Source organism: Pantoea sp. AS142 (genome assembly GCF_037152305.1).
Taxonomy (GTDB): domain Bacteria; phylum Pseudomonadota; class Gammaproteobacteria; order Enterobacterales; family Enterobacteriaceae; genus Pantoea.
Genome location: NZ_JBBCMO010000005.1, coordinates 212,854 through 232,392, shown reverse-complemented (window position 1 = coordinate 232,392; position 19,539 = coordinate 212,854). Strand labels below are relative to the sequence as shown.

At 56.2% G+C, this 19,539-nt stretch carries 13 protein-coding genes and 3 tRNA genes; 5 read left to right on the top strand and 11 right to left on the bottom strand.

The annotated features are described in order from the left end of the window. Entirely contained in the window at positions 1–456 is a 456-nt protein-coding gene (gene csdE / locus WFO64_RS12020; protein WP_337011950.1) for a cysteine desulfurase sulfur acceptor subunit CsdE, read from the top strand. Here the strand turns inward: csdE and tcdA are convergent. Both tcdA and mltA read right to left on the bottom strand, forming a co-directional pair. Then, positions 435–1,247: a tRNA cyclic N6-threonylcarbamoyladenosine(37) synthase TcdA gene (tcdA, locus tag WFO64_RS12015; protein ID WP_337011949.1), complete on the bottom strand. Its 813-nt coding sequence runs from the start codon at positions 1,245–1,247 to the stop codon at positions 435–437. The genes csdE and tcdA overlap by 22 nt on opposite strands. A gap of 48 nt (positions 1,248–1,295) precedes the next feature. Continuing rightward, positions 1,296–2,444: a murein transglycosylase A gene (gene mltA, locus WFO64_RS12010; protein WP_337011947.1), complete on the bottom strand. Its 1,149-nt coding sequence runs from the start codon at positions 2,442–2,444 to the stop codon at positions 1,296–1,298. Between the two features lie 203 nt (positions 2,445–2,647). Between mltA and WFO64_RS12005 the strand changes: the two genes are divergently transcribed. The 3 genes from WFO64_RS12005 to WFO64_RS11995 all read left to right on the top strand — a co-directional run bounded on the left by WFO64_RS12005 (position 2,648) and on the right by WFO64_RS11995 (position 2,998). Continuing rightward, positions 2,648–2,724 (top strand) — tRNA-Met (locus WFO64_RS12005). 60 nt (positions 2,725–2,784) lie between these two features. Then, positions 2,785–2,861, top strand: a tRNA-Met gene (locus WFO64_RS12000). A gap of 60 nt (positions 2,862–2,921) precedes the next feature. Continuing rightward, a tRNA-Met gene (locus WFO64_RS11995) sits at positions 2,922–2,998 on the top strand. A gap of 114 nt (positions 2,999–3,112) precedes the next feature. Here the strand turns inward: WFO64_RS11995 and amiC are convergent. Continuing rightward, positions 3,113–4,357: an N-acetylmuramoyl-L-alanine amidase AmiC gene (gene amiC / locus WFO64_RS11990; RefSeq protein ID WP_337011945.1), complete on the bottom strand. Its 1,245-nt coding sequence runs from the start codon at positions 4,355–4,357 to the stop codon at positions 3,113–3,115. Between the two features lie 232 nt (positions 4,358–4,589). Between amiC and argA the strand changes: the two genes are divergently transcribed. Beyond that, positions 4,590–5,918 carry an amino-acid N-acetyltransferase gene (argA, locus tag WFO64_RS11985; RefSeq protein ID WP_337011943.1) on the top strand — a complete coding sequence of 443 codons (1,329 nt, stop codon included), beginning with the start codon at positions 4,590–4,592 and terminating at the stop codon, positions 5,916–5,918. A gap of 49 nt (positions 5,919–5,967) precedes the next feature. On the opposite strand, the gene recD is transcribed toward argA, so the two are convergent. From recD to WFO64_RS11945, 8 genes are all read right to left on the bottom strand, one after another. Continuing rightward, positions 5,968–7,809 carry an exodeoxyribonuclease V subunit alpha gene (recD, locus tag WFO64_RS11980; RefSeq protein ID WP_337011941.1) on the bottom strand — a complete coding sequence of 614 codons (1,842 nt, stop codon included), beginning with the start codon at positions 7,807–7,809 and terminating at the stop codon, positions 5,968–5,970. Continuing rightward, on the bottom strand, positions 7,806–11,345 hold the full coding sequence (recB, locus tag WFO64_RS11975) for an exodeoxyribonuclease V subunit beta (protein ID WP_337011939.1): 3,540 nt from the start codon (positions 11,343–11,345) through the stop codon (positions 7,806–7,808). The genes recD and recB overlap by 4 nt, the downstream gene beginning before the upstream one ends. Further along, a complete protein-coding gene (gene ptrA, locus WFO64_RS11970; protein ID WP_337011937.1) occupies positions 11,342–14,233 on the bottom strand; it encodes a pitrilysin in 2,892 nt (963 codons plus the stop codon). Before ptrA ends, recB begins: the two co-directional genes overlap by 4 nt. 108 nt (positions 14,234–14,341) lie before the next feature. Continuing rightward, positions 14,342–17,719, bottom strand: a complete 3,378-nt coding sequence (gene recC, locus WFO64_RS11965) for an exodeoxyribonuclease V subunit gamma (protein WP_337011935.1) — start codon at positions 17,717–17,719, stop codon at positions 14,342–14,344. A gap of 118 nt (positions 17,720–17,837) precedes the next feature. Next, positions 17,838–18,080 carry a prepilin-type N-terminal cleavage/methylation domain-containing protein gene (locus WFO64_RS11960; RefSeq protein ID WP_337011933.1) on the bottom strand — a complete coding sequence of 81 codons (243 nt, stop codon included), beginning with the start codon at positions 18,078–18,080 and terminating at the stop codon, positions 17,838–17,840. Between the two features lie 25 nt (positions 18,081–18,105). Continuing rightward, positions 18,106–18,516: a DUF2509 family protein gene (locus tag WFO64_RS11955; RefSeq protein ID WP_337011931.1), complete on the bottom strand. Its 411-nt coding sequence runs from the start codon at positions 18,514–18,516 to the stop codon at positions 18,106–18,108. Next, positions 18,513–19,040, bottom strand: coding sequence for a prepilin peptidase-dependent protein (locus WFO64_RS11950; protein ID WP_442956149.1), 528 nt, complete (start codon positions 19,038–19,040; stop codon positions 18,513–18,515). The genes WFO64_RS11955 and WFO64_RS11950 overlap by 4 nt, the downstream gene beginning before the upstream one ends. Then, on the bottom strand, positions 19,037–19,507 hold the full coding sequence (locus tag WFO64_RS11945; RefSeq protein ID WP_337011927.1) for a prepilin-type N-terminal cleavage/methylation domain-containing protein: 471 nt from the start codon (positions 19,505–19,507) through the stop codon (positions 19,037–19,039). Before WFO64_RS11945 ends, WFO64_RS11950 begins: the two co-directional genes overlap by 4 nt. Positions 19,508–19,539: the final 32 nt, after the last annotated feature.

The following is a 19,539-nucleotide window of genomic DNA, read 5'->3' as shown; positions in this document are numbered from 1 at the left end:
ATGCGTTCATCGCTGTTAGCGCCACACCCGTTTGGCGAACAGATTACCGTTGCCAGCCTGAAAGAGAGCTTCAACCGCTTTCATCATTGGGAGGAGCGTTATCGTCATCTGATCCAGCTGAGCCGCCAGTTGCCTGCAATGCCGGAGGCAATGAAAACAGCGGAAATTGAACTGAGCGGTTGTGAAAATCGGGTCTGGCTGGGTAGCCAGTTATGTGAGGATGGCTCGCTGCATTTCTATGGAGAGAGTGAAGGACGTATCGTGCGCGGCCTGCTGGCAGTATTGCTGACCGCTGTTGAGGGCCAGACGCCGCAACAACTGCTGGCAATGGATCCCTTAACACTGTTTGATGAGCTGGGCCTGCGCACCCAGCTCAGTGCCTCCCGCAGCAGCGGCCTGCAAGCGCTGGCCGCTGCGGTAAAGCATTCAGCGCGTCAGGCGCTGACGGCGTCCTGACGGGCGGCGCGCGCCAGAAATTTCTTCAGCGCATGCGAAACGGCAACAAAGCCGAAGGTGGCGGTTACCATGGTGGCCGCGCCAAAGCCGGATGTGCAATCCATTCTCTTCGGACCCTCTGCGGTGCTGCGTGAAGCACAGACGCTGCCATCCGGCTGCGGATAGACCAGTGCTTCGGTAGAAAAGACACAATCGATGCCGAGTTTACCTTTGCTGCTTTTCACCACGCCCAGGCTTTTCAGTCGCTCGCGCAGCTTTGCCGCCAAAGGATCCTGAATGGTTTTCGCCAGATCAGCCACCTGGATCTGAGTCGGATCAATCTGCCCCCCCGCCCCCCCGGTGGTGATCAATGGGATCTTATTCCGGCGACACCAGGCGATCAGGGCCGCTTTAGGCCGCACACTGTCGATAGCGTCGATCACATAGTCGAAACCGTCTGCCAGCAGGTCGGCAGTGTTCTCTGGCGTAATAAAGTCATCAATGCAGATCACCTCGCAGTCAGGATTGATCCCGCGCAGCCGTTCCGCCATCACGTCCGTTTTGGCTTTACCAACGTTGCCCTGCAGCGCATGGAGTTGGCGATTGGTGTTGGTGATACAGACATCATCCATATCAATCAGGGTGATTTTACCAATACCGGTGCGCACCAGCGCTTCCGCCGCCCATGATCCGACGCCGCCGATACCGATGACACAGAAGTGTGCGTCAGCAAAACGTTGCAGCGCATCCTGTCCATAGAGACGCGCCGTGCCACCAAAGCGCTGATGCCAGGCGTCATTTAACACTTTCATAGTTTAACCCGTCACGTCGTGCGGGCCCGGAGGCCCGCAGAGAAGAAGTTAATTAGAGCCAAGAAGCAGTGAACCATTATTCCCGTTTTGCGGGCTGGAGAACAGCGGCTGTCCTGCACCCGGTGCGGCTTTGATCACCCATACACGTCCATAGTGATTATAGAAGCCCGCCAGATGCGCGGCGTCCGGGCCGATGCCCTGATAGATATCAAAGTGCTGCCCTTTAATCGCGCCCCCCACGTCGAGTGCCACCATCAGGCGCATCTCATATTTGCCGTTGAATTTGCCCTTCTCATTTAACTGCGGCACTTCAGCCAGCAGCACGGTGCCCGCCGGAATAATTGAGCGGTCAGATGCGACAGAGGCTTTCGCCACCAGCGGTACTGCGCTGGCACCGCGCACTGGCGTAAACGGCTCCGCCTTAAAGAAGACGAACGATGGGTTGGTTTCCAGCAGCGCACGTACCTCCTGCGGTGAGTGCGCCTGCGCCCACTGGCGAATCGCCTGCATCGACATATCTTCGCGCTTCACTTCGCCGCGATCGATCAGCTCTTTACCAATGCTGTGATAACCCCAGCCATTTTTACCGGCGTAACCAAAGAAACTCATCGGGCGGCCATCGCCAAAGTCGATGTAACCACTGCCTTGCACATCCATCATGAAGTTATCAATCAGCGAGTTGCTGTAGGCGATGATGTAGCGATCATCGAGTCCGCCACTATAGATAGAAGCGCGGCTTGGTAATTTTTCACCGCGTTTGCGCGGCGGCATGCGGTAGATTGGATACTGGAACTCACCCTGACGGGTGTAACGCGCTTCCACCACCGGCGTGTAGTAACCCGTGAACTGCACGTTACCGTAGTTGTCCGTACCCTCCATCTGCCAGGCATTGAGCCCATACTGACGAAGCTGTCGGGTATCAGCACCCGCCATCAGCCAGCTTTCAATCGCGCTGTATGTACCGTTCTGACGACTATAAAGGGCGGATGAGGCAGACTGAATCTGTCGAACCTGCTCGCCAAAGTCCCTGCCATTAACCGGCGCACCTTTGGCATTGGGCTGATTCACCAGCGCCAGCGGCTGTTCCAGTTTGCCATCTTTATATTGCTGACCGCGATCGGTCGGTTTAGAGCTACAGGCCGCCAGCAGCGTGATTAACGCGCCCGTGAGCGCATACTTCACCCAATGTGATTTCATTATTTTCTCTTTTTATAACTGTTCGCCCCGCGACGATAGCAAAGCCCCCGACAGAATGAAATGCATCCGCTTTGACGTGGCGCATATCAGTTCAATAATTAGTCAGATGGTTGAATCCTTCAGCAACTGGCTGTTAATTTGGCTTTTATCTTTAAAAAGGGGTTGCATCAATTAGCGCGGAGAGTATAGTGCGCTTCCACGGACGCGGGGTGGAGCAGCCTGGTAGCTCGTCGGGCTCATAACCCGAAGGTCGTCGGTTCAAATCCGGCCCCCGCAACCAATACTTCTGCAGCAGTTTTACAGAAGTCACAATGTGAAAAGTCGCAAAGCGCAATACGGACGCGGGGTGGAGCAGCCTGGTAGCTCGTCGGGCTCATAACCCGAAGGTCGTCGGTTCAAATCCGGCCCCCGCAACCAATACTTCTGCAGTTGTTTTACAGAAGTCACAATGTGAAAAGTCGAAAAGCGCAATACGGACGCGGGGTGGAGCAGCCTGGTAGCTCGTCGGGCTCATAACCCGAAGGTCGTCGGTTCAAATCCGGCCCCCGCAACCAATCATTTAAACACCTGAAAGGGTGTTTTTTTGTTTCTGCCGTTCCTGAGTTACTCTTTAGCCTCCCTGCGCCATAAAAAGCGCGCGGCTAGCCTTGCCTTCTACCCGCCCCCCTTTACCGATGGGCCAGCGCCGCCCCACTCTCCACATAAGCTTTGATGCCGTTCAGAATCGCCTCCGCGACCTGATGCTGATAACGGGTGGTTCGCAACTTTCGCTCCTCTTCCACGTTACTGATAAACGCAGTCTCCACCAGGATTGACGGAATATCAGGGGCTTTCAGCACCGCAAATCCAGCCTGATCTACGGTGCGCTTGTGCAGATGGTTGATGTGCCCCATGCGATGCAGCACCTCTTTGCCGAATTTAAGGCTGTCACTAATCGTCTGACGCTGCACCATATCGAACATGGTGTGATCCAGATAGCGGTCACCGCTTTTGCTGACGCCGCCAATCAGGTCTGATTCATTCTGGGTCTGAGCCAGGAAACGAGCAGCCGCCGAGGTGGCCCCGCGGGTTGATAAGGCAAAGACCGAAGAGCCACGTGCCGCACGACTGGTAAACGCATCCGCATGGATCGATACAAAGAGATCGGCGCGCTGTTTGCGCGCTTTGGCGACCCTGACGCGCAGAGGAATAAACACATCTTCATTGCGTGTCATATACGCTTTCATATTGGATTCTTTATCGATCAGCGCCTTAAGTCGCCGTCCGATCTTCAGCACAATATCTTTCTCGCGGGTCTTATATTTGCCGTGTGCGCCCGGATCCTCCCCCCCGTGACCGGGATCGATCATGATGATAATAGGACGATCGCGCCCCGCTTTGCCCGGCAACGGCGCCTGCACCCCTTCATCTTTCTCCATATCGCCCTGGTTATAATCTTTCAGTAAGGCCAGCAGCGGATCGTCTTCAATTGTGTTCTGACTGGGGTAGAGATCGACCACCAGCCTGTGATTGATCCCGGCGACCGGTGCCAGATTAAAGATTTTCGGTGCCACGTTACGTTTTAACTCCAGTACGACGCGCACCGTGTTGTTGTCGAACTGGCCAACCCGGGCATTTTTAATAAAGGGATCGTCGACCCGAACCTGCTTATCCACCCCTTTCAGAACCGGATTGAGATGCAGGCCCTGAATATCTATCACCAGCCGTTCAGGATTGCTCAGCGCAAACTGCTTATACTTCAACGCGACACTGGACTCCAGCGTCATGCGCGAGTAGGTGGATGAAGGCCAGATACGTACCGCCACAATGTGGTTCTTTGCCGCCATACCTGTCCGGCTGACGCTTAACAGCAGTAAGGCGCCTGTCCCCTGTAAAAATCGTCTGCGGGAAAAATGGGAATTAACGTCTGACATGCCGCTCCCGCTGCTGTGTTATGTGTAAAAAATCGCCTGTTAATAAAATGGCGGCGAAAACTTTACCGAATCCGCAGCATGATGTCACCCCGGAAACCCTAAATAATGCAGGCTGTTAGCGGCTTTGGCACCCAAAAAAACGTAAATTTTCGTCAGGATTAAGGCTTGCAAAATCACAGCTAAAAGCATAAAAATACAAAAAATACGAATAATCATTCACTGAGGGTTGGCCGTGAAGGAACGTAGTACTGAATTGGTTCAGGGTTTTCGCCATACCGTTCCCTATATCAATGCCCACCGGGGTAAAACCTTTGTCATCATGCTGGGTGGGGAAGCGATTGAGCATGAGAACTTCTCTGGCATTGTTAATGATATCGGTCTGCTGCACAGCCTGGGCATCCGCCTGGTGGTGGTTTATGGCGCACGGCCGCAGATTGATGCCAGCCTGGCCCAGCAGCAGCTGGAGCCGGTTTATCATAAATTTACCCGGGTGACCGATGCGCAATCGCTGGAGTTGGTGAAGCAGGCTGCCGGCCGGCTGCAGTTAGATATCACTGCCCGCCTCTCAATGAGTCTCAACAACACCCCACTTCAGGGCGCGCATATCAATGTGGTCAGCGGCAACTTCATTATTTCACAGCCGCTCGGCGTGGATGATGGCGTGGATTACTGTCACAGCGGTCGTATCCGTCGTATTGATGAAGAGGCCATTCATCGCCAGCTGGATAACGATGCTATTGTGCTAATGGGCCCGGTTGCGGTTTCTGTTACCGGGGAGAGTTTTAACCTGACCTCGGAAGAAGTTGCTACCCAACTGGCGATCAAACTCAAAGCGGAAAAAATGATCGGCTTCTGCTCAGAGCAGGGCGTGCTGAACAATGAAGGTGAAATCATTTCCGAGCTCTTCCCAAATGATGCGCAGGCCCGTATCGACGAGATTGAAAACGAAGGCGATTATCTTTCCGGCACTGTCCGCTTCCTGCGTGGTGCCGTGAAAGCCTGCCGCAGTGGTGTGCGACGCAGCCATTTAATCAGTTATCAGGAAGATGGCGCGCTATTGCAGGAGCTCTTTTCACGTGACGGTATCGGTACGCAGATTGTTATGGAGTCAGCAGAGCAGATCCGTCGCGCCACCATCAACGATATCGGTGGCATCCTCGAACTGATTCGTCCGCTGGAGCAGCAGGGCATTCTGGTGCGTCGCTCACGCGAACAGCTGGAAATGGAGATTGATAAGTTCACTATCATTCAGCGCGACAATCTCACCATCGCCTGTGCAGCACTCTATCCGTTTATGGATGAGAAGATTGGCGAAATGGCCTGCGTGGCGGTGCATCCTGACTACCGCAGCTCTTCACGCGGTGAGATGCTGTTGCAGCGCGTGGCGCTTCAGGCAAAGCAGATGGGTCTGAAAAAGCTCTTTGTGTTAACCACCCGCAGTATCCACTGGTTCCAGGAACGCGGCTTTACGCCGGTGGATATCGAGTCACTGCCGGAGAGTAAAAAAGAGATGTATAACTATCAGCGCCGTTCAAAAGTGTTGATGGCCGATCTCACCTGATTCATTCCATAAGGGACATGCACCACCATCGTGGTCTGTCCCCCTCTTTTCAGCCGATTTCCCCCAGTCGATCCACCAGACCGCTGCGACGCTGCGTTTGCAGTTGCACGGCACGCTGAAACACGCTTGGTTCGCTGTAAATTGTCAGTTGCCGACGTGCGCGTGTAATCGCGGTGTAGACCAGTTCACGAGTCAGCACCGGCAGAAACTGCGTGGGCATCACAAGGGCGGTGTGATCAAACTCCGAGCCCTGCGATTTGTGCACCGTCATCACCCAGGCCGTTTCATGCGAGGGTAATCGGCTCGGCTGGATCGCCTTGATCGACCCATTCGGCAGTGGAAAAAAGACCTTCAGGTTGCCCTCTTCCTCACGCAGCGTAATGCCGATATCGCCATTAAACAGGCCGAGCGCGCTGTCATTTCGGGTGATCATTACCGGACGCCCGGCATACCAGCGGCTGCCGATGCCAGGACGCCGGATCCGCTGCAGCTGCATCAGTCGCTGCTCAATGCGCTGGTTCAGGCCCTGCACGCCAAATGGCCCATCACGTAATGCACACAGCAGCCGATAACGGCCAAAAGCCGCAATCACCTCAGCAGGTGGTGCCTGCTGTTTGATCAGTTGCAGGAAGGGTTGATAGGCCTGGGCGACCTCATCGAGCATTGTCTGATACGCTTCCGCGCTGTTCAGCGACTGGTAACTGACATCTTCAGGGGCCGCTGCAAACACCGCCCTGACCTGCTCTGCATCGCCACGGTTAATCGCTTTTGCCAACTGGCCGATACCTGATGAGGCGTCAAAACGATAGCTTTTCTGCAGCAGACAGATGCTGTCACGTACCGCCGGTGCCTGCGCATCGTCACTGCCCTGCAGGGTGCAGCCGGTCAGCAGTGCGAGCTGTTCTGCCCGCGCCAGGCTGTAGCCGCTTTCAGTGCAGCGGCAGATATCGCCCAGCACCGCGCCCGCTTCAACAGAGGCCAGCTGATCGCGATCGCCCAGAAACACCACGCGGGCATGGGCAGGCAGCGCGGCGATCAGTTTTGCCATCATAGAGAGATCGACCATTGACGCTTCATCAACCACCAGCACATCAAGATGCAGTGGGTTACCGGCATGGTAGCGCAGTCGTTGAGTATCGGGCTGTGCGCCCAGCAGACGATGCAGCGTGGTGGCTTCAGCGGGGAAACGCTGCCGTTCTTCGTCGCTGACCACCAAATCCTGCAGTGCCCTGCCTAACGACTCGGTCAGACGTGCGGCAGCTTTGCCGGTCGGTGCCGCCAGCTGAATCCGCAGTGCACCGGGATTCAGACGAATCAGGGCGGCGAGCAGTTTCGCCACGGTGGTGGTTTTGCCGGTTCCCGGCCCGCCGGAAATGACCGCAGTCTTACGGGTTAGCGCTACGGCAGCAGCAATTTTCTGCCAGTTCTCTGGCTGGTCACCAAACAGACTGTTCAGCACGTCGCCGGCGGCACGCATATCAAACGCGGTTTTTACTTCCTGTGCAGCAAAAAAGTCGGCGACCCGGCCTTCGCTTTGCCACAGCCGATGCAGATATAAACGCTGGTTACTCAGCACCAGCGGCGTAACCAGGCTGCCGTCACTGACAGCCGACCAGTCAGCAAAGCGTAATGGCCAGTCATCTGGCGCGCCAGCAGCCTGCCAGATGGCCTGCGCCAGCGCAGGCTGACGGCCGGCAAACAGATTGGCTCCGCTAAGATTGCTCAACGGCAAACAGACATGTCCCTCACCCGCCTCAGCGCTGACGCAGGCGGCGGCAAGCAGCAGCGCAGGCTGTGATTCCGGGGCCAGCAGCTGGGCAAACTGAATATCCAGCGGCCGCAGGAGACGCTTGTCTACCGCCTGCAGTAGCAGACTTAGCATGTCACTCATAACATCTCCCCGGTTTCACCAAACAGTGCATCGATCTCATCCACAAAGGCTTCAGAAGGTCGGGTAGAAAAAATGCCGTTGTCCGGCGATCTGCCATCCATCCCGCGCAAAAACAGATAAATTACCCCCCCAAAATGGCGCTGATAACAGTAGTCCGGCAGACGATGTTGCAGATAGCGATGCAGCGCCAGCGTATAGAGCTGATACTGCAGATCGTAGCGGTGGCCAATCATCGCCTGAGCCATCGCCTCTGGCGTGTAAGCGGCGTGATTTTCCCCCAGCCAGTTCGATTTGTAGTCGAGCAGATAATATTTTCCCTGCCAGCGGAAGACCAGATCGATAAATCCTTTCAGCATGCCCTGCACCTGACGAAACTCCAGGACGGCGGCCTGCTGAGACAGGCTGTCGTGTCGGCGCAGCAGATCGTCAAGATCAGCCGCAGTCAGGAGATTGTTGATGGGCAGATAGAATTCCATCTCAATCAGGCGTTCGCTGCTTTTTATTGCCGATAGCGTCAGCCCCTCAGTGTTGAGCGGCGTATGTAAGACCCGCTCAATCCACTGTTCCAGAACCGGCATCCAGCTCAGCGGATAGCCATTATTCTGCAGTTGATCTTCCAGCCAGATGCGGTCCGGTGGTTTGGTAAAGTCGAGAGACTCAAACAGACCATGCAAAAAAGTACCCGGGGCCGCACCGCGCGGAAAATGATGCGGCGTCAATGCCGCCTCTTCCCCCTTCTCTTCTTCGCCTGCCGCATCAATATCGAAGTTGGGCAGCGCATCCAGCAGCGGCGAACTATGATGCTGTTGCAGGCCTGAATAACTGGTTACCCGCCAGACATCCGTCAGCGCGCGGGTAACGTTGCGGCTGCTTAACGCCTCATCGCCGTGCTGCATGTCCTGCCACATTACTCCCGGCAGTAAATCGGCTTCAACCAGCGCAATCCCTTCACCGGTTAACGCATTCAGTCGCTGACTCAGCTGCTGCGCATCAGCCGCCTCGCCCTGCTGCACCAGATAGCCCAGCGCGCTCTTGTGCAGATCACTGTCGCCCTCTTTTTTGCGGGTGCCCTTTATTAGCGGTGCGATGCCGACGCTGCAGTGATAGACAGAACGGGTCAGGGCCACGTAGAGCAGACGCAGATCCTCCGCCAGACGCTCCTCTTCGGCCAGCGCCAGACTTTGTACATCACCCTGTACATCCAGCAGCGCCGTGAAATTGTCGCGATCGTGATAAAGTGCGCTGGCCGCCTCGCGGAACCCGGCAGCAAACGGCAGCCAGACCAGCGGATATTGCAGCCCTTTTGATTTATGGATGGTGATGATCTGCACCAGATGGCGGTCGCTTTCCAGCCGCAACTGCTGACTGGAGGCCTGGCTGTTTGGCCGGGCAATCTGCTGCGCCAGGAAGCGTATCAGTGCGTGCGGACTCTCCAGTTGTACCGAGGCTTCCTGCAGCAGCTCTCCCAGATGCATCAGGTCAGTCAGGCGACGCTCACCGTTCGCCGAGGCCAGCATATTCTCAGCAAGCTGCCGCTTGATCATGACATCACGCAGCATCGGTAACACGCCGCGCTGATGCCACAGCTGCTGCCAGACGGCAAACTGCTCCACCAGCGCATCCCACTCGCGTTCATTCTGTGTCAGCGCGTCCAGCGTCGCCGCATCAATGGCAAAAACAGAGGTCGCCAGCGCGCTGCGCAGCAGCCGTTCCTGTTCAGGTGCCTGGATCGCCTGTAGTAACCAGAGTAATTCCCGCGCTTCCGGCGTGGTGTAGACACTGTCCCGGCTGGAGAGATAGACCGACGGAATCGACAGCGCATTCAGCGCGTCGCGGATTAAACCGGCCTCATTGCGACTGCGCACCAGCACGGTGATATCGGAAGCCCGAACCGGCTGTAGCGCCTCGCCTTTACCCAGCCAGGCTCGTCCCTGCTGTCCTGCCACCAGCCAGCGGCTGATATCGGCGGCACACTGCTGAGCCATAAACTGCTGGTAATCGCTGTTACCGACGCCCTCACCAGGCTGTAGCCAGAAACGTAACGCCGGTTGCTGCTGCTCGTCAAAAATCAGCCTCAGCGACTGATTGGGCGCAGCGGGCTTCACCGGCTGAAAGGGGATCGCCGAGAACAGGAAAGGCGAATCAAGCGGAGAAAAGAGGCGGTTAACGCTCTCTACCATCTCAGGTGAAGAACGCCAGTTGGTATCGAGTGTGTAGTGAGCACTGACTTCATTTCGGGCCCGCAGATAGGTAAAAATATCCGCGCCGCGAAATGCATAAATTGCCTGCTTGGGATCGCCAATCAGAAATAGTGCCTGTTCTGGCTGATTAATATAGAGCGAGCGGAAGATGCGGTATTGCTGCGGATCGGTATCCTGGAATTCATCAATCAGGGCCACCGGGAAACGCCCCCGGATGGTTTCTGCCAGCAGAACACCGCCAGGCTGCTGCAACGCCTCATCCAGCTTACTCAGTAAATCGTCAAAGCCTAAGAGCGCACGTAACCGTTTCTCGCGCTGCATGGTGGCACGCACCTCGATTAGCGCCTGAGCAATAATCACATCCCGCAGTGACAGCGGTTCTGCCAGAAACTGATCAATCGCCTCAAACAGCGAATGACGCGGAGCTTCGCCCTTTTTGGTTTTCTCATCCAGTACCTGCTGCCCAAAGCGCTCCAGCTCTTTGGGTAGCTGATAATCCAGCGTATCGCTGCTGGCCCACTGCGTGACGCGGGCGACCCAGTTGGGCAGATGTTTACTGCTGTAGCTGCGCTTATCCACGCCCGAGGCACTGATAATCCTCTCAATGTCGGCGCTGATCGCCTGCCACTGCTGCTTGATAGCTTTGATGCGCGCCAGGTTGCGGGTGTGGCGTGATTCCAGCGTCTCATCGGCTGCGGGCGGACATTTCAGTTCCGGCGACTCCCCCTGTAGCCAGGGGCGCAGCGTAGCCAGCAGGCTGTCGGGTCCGCTCCACTCTGTGGCGATGACGCGTGCCACATCCAGACTCAGTGGATAGCACTGACGACGCCAGAAATCGGCGGTCGACTGTTTCAGCAGCGCCTGCTCATCTTCAATCAACTCCTGTTCGAACAGCATGCCCGATTCAAAGGCATTGAGATTGAGCATTCGCTGACAGAAGCCGTGAATAGTGAAGATGGCAGCTTCATCCATCTGCCGTTCAGCGGCCAGCAACTGCGCTGCGGCCTGATTCAGGTCTGGCATCTGCTCCAGCAGTAACTGATGCATCGGATTGCTGCTTTTGCCACGGATACAGGCCAGACGTAACTGATGAATGTTCTCGCGGATTCGCCCGCGCAACTCAGCGGTTGCAGCCTCGGTAAAAGTCACCACTAAAATTTCTTCTACCGAGAGCGGTCGGCTGTACGCGTTTTCACCGCCCAGTCCCAGCAGCAGGCGCAGATAGAGCAGACCAATGGTAAAGGTTTTTCCGGTGCCCGCTGACGCCTCAATCAGCCGCTCGCCTCTGAGCGGCAGCGTTATAGGATTCAGAGAAACGGAAGGTAACTGCTTCATTGGGTCTCACTCTTTACCGATAGCGACTGCTGCAGTTGCGCCACTTCATTCCAGGTTTTCCAGCCAGGCTGGCGGGCAAATTCAATTTTGCCATTGCCGGTGCCTGCAATCTGCGAGGTCATCACCATGCCCTGGTGCTCGATCACGGCCTGCCGGAAAAAGTTTGCCAGGCTGGCCGGGGTTAACTGCTGAACCTGCTCTATCACTTTTTGCCGGGTGTTGAATTGATCATTCTGCCGATCAAAGTCGCGGCTAAAACGATCCGCTTCCTCAAAGAGCGTTTGAGGCCGCTGTTGCAAATCATTGATCATCGCCTGCTGATACTGCGCAAAGTCTGCCTGGCTCATGCTGCGCAGACGTTTTTCCGCCTGTGGATAGAAGGCCCGGTAGCGCTGCAACAGCCAGCCCGGTTGTTTACTGTTGCTTTGCAGCAGGAAGCCGATGCCCCACTGACGACCCACTGGCATCTGAAAGGCAAATACCGCGTAGCCAAGCTGCTCTTTGGTCCGCAGTTGATTGTAGAACCAGGGCTGCACAATCTGGCTCAGCATAGAGCTGTGCGCCATGCTCTGATATTCACTGTATCCCAGTGGAACATAGAGAGCGGCAAGGGCTGAGTCGGTGCTGCTGCCCTGCTTTTGCAGGTTGGCTTTCAGCGGTTTTTTAATGGTCACATACGGGCTGTGCCAATCGCGGGTCGCATTACTCTGCATCTGTTGTCTTAGCTCGTGTCCCAGCTGCTTCACGCTCTCAGCACTGAGATTACCCACCACCAGCATCTCAGGGGTGGCGTCACGGAATAGCGTGTCGCGGTAGGTCGTCACATCCTTAAGTGAGAGTGTACTTACCAGCTTGCGGCGGGTTTCGCGCTGGGTATAAGGCAGCTGCGACAGCAGTTGCATCGGCTGAATCGCCTGTTCAAACGCCTTGCCTTTTTCCGCCGCGTCCAGCTGCTCCAGATACCAGGATTTGGCCTGCTCCAGCTGCTGCTCTGTCGGCTGGAAACTGGCATAACCTTCTACCAGTTTCTTCAGCAACGTTGGCAGGCGCTGAGTGAAACCGTTGGCGCTAAACACCAGCCCTTCATCTTCACCGGTTGAGAAGCTGATGCCGCCCACTGAGGCCTGTGAGTTAAGTTCATCCAGCGCCAGGCTTGAGAGGTAATCATTGAGGCCAAACAGCACCTGCTGACGGGCATCGCTAATGGCGTGCCTGTTGCGTAACGCCAGGGTGATCGCCGCTTTTGGCTCGTCAGAATAAAAACGGCTGGGCATCCAGTAAATGCGCATACCGTCTTCGTTATCCAGCCTGACCGGGTGCTGATACGTTTTACCGTCTGACGGCAATAGGGTGAAGTCATCCGGGATATAAGGGTTCAGCGCGGGCATCGCCAGCGTAATCTGGCTGGCACGTTGCTGCCAGTCTGCAAAGGTTTGTGGGGTGATCTTCTCAACCTGATACGGCGCATCAACAAAATAGGCTGTTTTGTTGTGCGGCTCCTGCGGGCTGGTATACCAGATGCGCGCATTCTGCGGGGTCATCTCCTCCAGCCGGGCTTTAATCGCGGCGGCATCGTACTGGTCCGCCAGATAAGGCGCATCCAGCGTGTGTTCAACCGGCACGCGCAGCATGGTATCGACCAGCCATTCGATGTAATCCATATCGCGGGTGATGGAGGGATAGCGGAAGTCGAGCGCCAGCACGTGTGAAACTTCATCGAAATAGCGCCTGTCATCGGCCTGCTGACGCAGCAAATTGATGTAGCTGAATATGGCCGCTACCACTTCGTCCCGCTGTGCCAGTCCTTTATCGGTGAGTGATGCGGTAATCGCAAATACACCACTGTTACGCTCGGTCATCGGGTCAGCGCCCGCATTGACCCCGTCGGCCAGCCCCTGCTTTTGCAGCCAGTCAGTCAGCGTGTTTTTGCTGCGATTACTGAGTAAGTAGCTAATCAACGTGTCGGTTTTACTGCGGAATCTATCGCTATTGTTGGCAATGCGGAATTCAATTTTGAGCTGCTTGCGCGGCTGGGCCGGAACGTAATGAATGATGATGCCCTGCTGCGCATCCGTCACCACCGGCACCGTAATTTCCGGCACGCTGGCATCATGATTTTTCACCCGGCCAAAGGTTTTCGCCGCGATCGATGCCATCTCCGGCAGCGGTTTGTTGCTGTAGATCACCGCCTTCATCAGGTTCGCGGAGTAATGGGTGTGATAAAAATCCAGCAATGCCTGATGCAGTTGGCTGCCGGGCTTATCTTTTAGCGTCTCAAGATTGCCGCCCGAGAAACGTGACGCCGGATGCGCCGGGTTCAGGGTTTCTGCGCCGACCTGGGCCATACGCAGGCCATCGCGCGATCGCGCCATGGTTAGCTCGGCGTTCACGGCATGGCGCTCACGGTCTGCGTTAACCGGATCCAGCAGCGGCTCAGCCACTGCATCTGCCAGTCGATCAACCGCCGGTTCCAGCGAATCATTTTCCACTTCCAGATAAAAGGCAGTGCGGTATGAGGCTGTACTGGCGTTGTGGCTGCCGCCATGCTTTTTCAGGAATTCGGCCAGGTTTTCCGGCTGCGGGTAACGCTTTGAGCCCATCAGTACCATATGCTCAAGGTAGTGCGCCAGTCCCGCCTGCTGGTCGGGATCGTCCAGCGATCCTATCGGCAGCGTCAGCGCCGCCAGTGATTTAGGTGCGACAGGATCGGAAACCAGTAACACCGTCATCCCGTTATCAAGCCGGATAGCCTGATAGTGGCGGGGATCCTGTTCACTTTTGCGAATGGTGCCGTTAACTGGCTGCCAGCCTGATGATGCCTGCCCCAGTGCTGTACAAGCCACCAGGCTTAACATTAGCGACGCTATCCAGCGTGCGTGTACCCGCATGTAAACCCCTCTCGTTTCCCGATAAGCCGCCAATGTCTGACGCGGCGGCTCAAAGCAGAGCAAAATTTCTGTGTAATGTGTCAGTAAGCAAAACTACTCTCTGACCTGCTATTCATCATCCTGATGTGCAGCAAGCACCGGTAAATACCAGCGCTGTGCCGCCTCAGTTATTTGCTTCAATTGTGGCTCATCCAACACCCGGCAAAGACGTTGCAGGTAGGGATCGCTGCCTTCACCCTCAACCTGATAGCTGCCTGACCAGGCCGTCAGCAGGCGATTACGCGCCTTGAGCCGGGTTGCCTCGTCAGTCAGTAACTGCTGACTTTTTTTGTCATAGCTGGCAGTCAGCCATGCGCCGCCACTCTTGTTAAGCAGCATCAGCGGCTGACGCATCCCGGTGAGATAGCCGCTGACATACTCATTCAGCGCAGCAATGGCCTCTGTCTGCGGCACGGCAAGGAAACACCAGCGGCTCTGCTGCCGGCCAAACATCCGGCTGCTGCCGGTGCCTCCCAGCGCGCAGTAAACCAGATGCTCCAGCCAGAGTAACACTCCGTCGTTCATGTTGAGCACGCCAGGCCGCCAGCGCAGCAATCCATCACTCTGAACCTGCGTCAGCCAGCCGGTTAAGCTAACCTGCTCCAGTTGCAGATTCACTTCCCAGCTCTCACCGTCGCTGCGCTGAGTGACCACGTCTGCGGCCACTTCCTGCATCTCATCACGCTGCGCCTGCCAGAAAAGCTCACCAAACGCACCATAGGGCAGATTACCGGCTGCACGATGGTGCGAATAGAGACGCTGGGTGTCCTCGCCTTCGACCAATGCATTCAGCAACTGCGCGTTGATCTGGTAACGCTCCAGGTTGTCGAGCGCAAACGGTTCACTGTCGGGCAGTTCATTCTCCTCCAGCCAGAAACTTACGCCGAGCCGCTGATGGAACCAGGCACGAACCGGATGTCGCCAGAAGCGCAGAAACGCCTCCAGCGTCAGCGCATCAATTAACGGCATCTCAAGCGGCTGAACAAAATCGGGTTGGGGCTGCCCCGTGCCCTGCGCGGCAGGCAGCCACTCGCGGGCAAAACTCTGCAGTCTCGCAGCAGGCTGGAAGTTTTCTGCGGCAAACGGCATCCTGCTGTGCAGGTGCTGCAGGTGCATCTGCACCCGTTCGGCACTCTCATCCAGCTCAAGATGACCCTCGCCGTCCAGATAAAAACTCTGTCCAATGTAATCCAGCAGTTCTGTGACCAGCACCGACGGGTAGCGTTCCGTATTATCCTGAATCGCCCGACCGATGTAACTGATGTAAAGCTGTCGCTGTGCTGAGATCATCGCCTCAAGAAAGAGATAGCGGTCGTCATCGCGGCGGCTGCGGTCGCCTTTACGGGACTGCTGCTGCATCAGATCAAAACCTAACGGCGCTAAGGTACGCGGATAGACGCCATCGTTCATGCCCAGCAAACAGACCAACTGAAAAGGAATGGAGCGCATCGGCATCAGGGTACAGAAGTTGATCTGTCCCGCCAGAAATCGCTGGCTGATGCGCTGCTGATCAAGCCGGCTCCGCAAATCATCGCGCAACAGTGCCACCGGAATCGCCTCGTCAAACCGGGCATCCATGCCATATTCAATCAATTGCCGCCATTGCTCTTCCACCAGCAGCAAAGCGGCCTCTGTTTCTGCATCAGGGCTGAAAAAGGCGTTTAGGAGTTCCCGACACATTGGCAGCCAGGCCGCCAGTGGCCGGGGTACGGCCAGCAACTGTCGCCAGTGATTAAGCCGTGAGAGCAGATCTGCCAGATGTCCCGCCAGCTCTCCCACCAGACCACTCGACTCGTCATAAGGCAGAATCCCTTCCCAGTCTCCGTTATGGCTCTCCATCGCATAACCCAGCAGCATACGTTGCAGGCCAAAGCGCCAGGTATGCTGACCGGTAATCGGTAACGACAGGGCTTCTACGCTGGCATCATCCAGCCCCCAGCGTACACCCGACTCACTGACCCAGCGTCGCAGTAAACGCAGGCCGCTTTCATCAATGGAGAAGTGGGAAGCCAGCGCTGGGACATCCAGCAGCGCCAGCACATCCTCAGAGACAAAACGGCTGTCAGGTAGTGCCAGCAGATGCAGAAATGCCACAATGGCCGGATGAGCCTGACTGGCGCGGCGATCTGAAATCGCAAAAGGCAGATAGCGATCGGCAGGCGCATTGGCGAATACCGCCTGAATAAAAGGGGCGTAGGCGTCGATATCGGCCACCATGACAATAATGTCACGCGCTTTCAGCGTTGGATCGGCCTCCATCATCGCCAGCAGATGATCCTGCAATACTTCAACTTCACGCTGGGCGCTGTGGCAGACCTGTATGGCAATCGAGCGATCCTCAGGATCAAGGCAGCGCTTCTGATCGCTGTGTGCCAGTTCCGCCGCATTCAGTCCGATGATGGCGTTATCCTGCAGATTGAGAAGATCGTGCTGCATGCAGTGCAGCACGTTGTCCGGCTCAACATCCACAAACGCATCAATATCGTCGTTTGACTCCATCTGACTAAGAAGAAACAGGTTGTCACGTCCCAGCTTGCCCCATGAGGCGAGCAGTGGATTGGTCAGTTGCTGTTCGCCGGCGTCGTTAAACAGCGCCGGTGCCTGCTCTGCATCCCGGAAGAGTCCGCATGATTCATCTGTCCCATGGCGTCGGCGCTGACGGCTTTGCAGTTTCGCCAAAAAGGCATAATCCTGAATATCGCCCCAGTAATCGCGGCAGGGATTGGTGAACAGCAGATGGATGTCGATGTGACGTCCCAGCGCCTGCAACGCCTGCAGATAGACAGGCGGCAGTGCAGAGATACCACAGATGAAAACCCGTTTGGGCAGGTTTTCCGGCGTGCTTTTCGCCTGTTCCAGCGTCTGGATAAATCGCGCATAAAGGTTAGCGCGGTGCCATTCAGGCTGGCGCAGGGTCTGAGTATAACTGACCAGATCGCGCCACAGTGCGGCTTGCCAGCGCTGCGCTTCACCCAACTCCTCAATGGTTTCGCCGCGTTCCCAGCTGTTGAGCCAGTCAGCACGATAGACCAGATACTGGTCGAACAGATCGGCCACGCGGGAGCTGAGCTGAAACAATTTGCGTTTATCGCCGTCGTCATGGAGGTAGTGACGTAAAGAGGTGAACTCTTCATGTTCCAGCATCACCGGCAGCCGGTGCATCAGCTTCCAGCCCATGCTGGCCTTACTGAAGGCACTTTCTACCGGGATATCGGGCAGTACGCGGACGAACATCTCCCAGATAAAACTGGCGGGCAGAGGGAATTCGATATTGGCAGCAATACCAAAGGTTTGCGCCAGCTCCATTTGCAGCCATTGCGCCATACCTGGACTCTGCACCAGCACCATTTCTGAGGCGAAAGGATCATCAAGAGGATCATGTTTAATCACCGCAGCCGCCAGAATCTTCAGCACATCAAGCTGATTTGAGTGATAAACGTGAAACATGAAAACTCCTGTGATAACTCAGAACATGACGGCGGTATTGCGGCTCTGTCACTTTACCGCGTATCGCGGTTGAAACCCATCAAAAGGGCGACCCGCGACGTTTAACATCGCAGCCGTGTCAGGGTGGCTCTGCGCTGATAGGCCCCGTCACGTCAGCCCGTTCCAGGGTGCAGCCTGAAGGGCCGCTCTGCTGTTGCAACGTTGAGGACCAGCCGGGATTCTCATGCCCCATCAGTTGCTGCTCAGCAACCCGCCAAGCCTCACGTTGATACCACTGCTGGCTGAATCCCACTGCCAGTACACGATGATAGTGCAACAGCGTGCTGCTGCTTAATGCCATTAACAGTAGAGCAAACAACACTTCTAACAGGCTGAATCCACCGCGCTTACTGGCAGGTTGCAGGAGGCGTGAGCGGACAGTAGTCGATCCAGCCGTGCGGCAACGCTGTAATCTGATCACCCCGCAACCGGACCCAATGCCAGACCGCCATGCCGCTGCCGCTGCCGCTGGCCTCACCTTTAAGCAGACCTTCATCCTTTTCACCTCTCTGTAAACAACTGCGCCAGCCCTGGCGATCATCCTGCTGACAGCGGGCCGTCTCACTGGCTGGCCAGCTTAGGGATAAGCCCCATTGCAGCGCAGACTGTGCCCGCCAGAAATCCTGAACGAATTGCTGCTCATCAGCCAAAAGTCGCATTCCCTGCTCTGACATCCTGCGGCTGGCATGTAGCGTAAAGCTACCGATGACCATAATCATCAACACCATGCCAAGGGCGCTGCTGCCTTGCTGCTTCACAGATTTTCTCTCTCAACCCAACTCTCCACGGTTTCAAGCCAGTGACCGGCCCGCCCCTGTAGTACTATTCTTACCTGCGCGCTCTGCCAGCTGATGCTGAACTGCTCCAGCGTCATAAAGGCCGGATCGGAGAGCCGCTCCCAGCCCGCTGAGTCACACTGATCAACACCGCGCTGCATCTCTAGCTGTTGTTGTCGCAGGCGATAACCGTAATAGTCACTCTCTCCATGGCTCACCGCTTCCCATTTACCGTTACTGTTATCATCCCAGCGTAACAGCAGACAGTTCTCACTGATTTTCAGTGCGCCATTGCCACACTCACCATGACAATATCCGGCTCGCCGCACCGCCTTTTCCAGCGTCGCCATAATCTGATGTAACTCCTGACGCAGCTGCGCCCGTTGCAGCAGACCGGCGTTCTCAGCTAGCAACAACGGCAGAAAACGACCAGCACTTAACATCACGACTGCACTGATTGCCAGCGCGATGAGCATTTCCAGCAGGCTGAAACCGGCGATTTTCAACGGCATGTCTCCTCATCCGTCATGCAGAGGCGAATACGGGATCTGGCCGAAATAATCAGCCTTATGCGTCCGGCGCTGTTGCCCAGCTCAATGCTGCCCGCCCGGGCTACATTGCGGCGGCCATAGAAACCCGGCTCCCCCCGGATGCCATAAAGCTCCACGCCAGAATATGGTGCCACGAAATGCAGCCTTTTCCCGTTACTACATCCCGTAGCAGGGAGTCTTCCGGCACCGATGCACCAGGGATCGCCAGGCTGCGACCATAAAACCAAATCGCTATTTTGCCGGTTGGCCTGGGCACGCAGTCGTAAGAGAAATACCTGCAGTTGCTGAGCGCTGTCGCGCAATTGCTGTCGCTGTTGCCAGCCCTGCCAGCCATGGAGCGCGGCAAGACTCAGCATGCCGGCAATCACCATTACCAGCAGCAGTTCCGGCAGGGTAAAGCCGCGTAAGTATGCTGTTTTCATAGCCCCAGACTGCGGGCTATAGACAGGTGAAA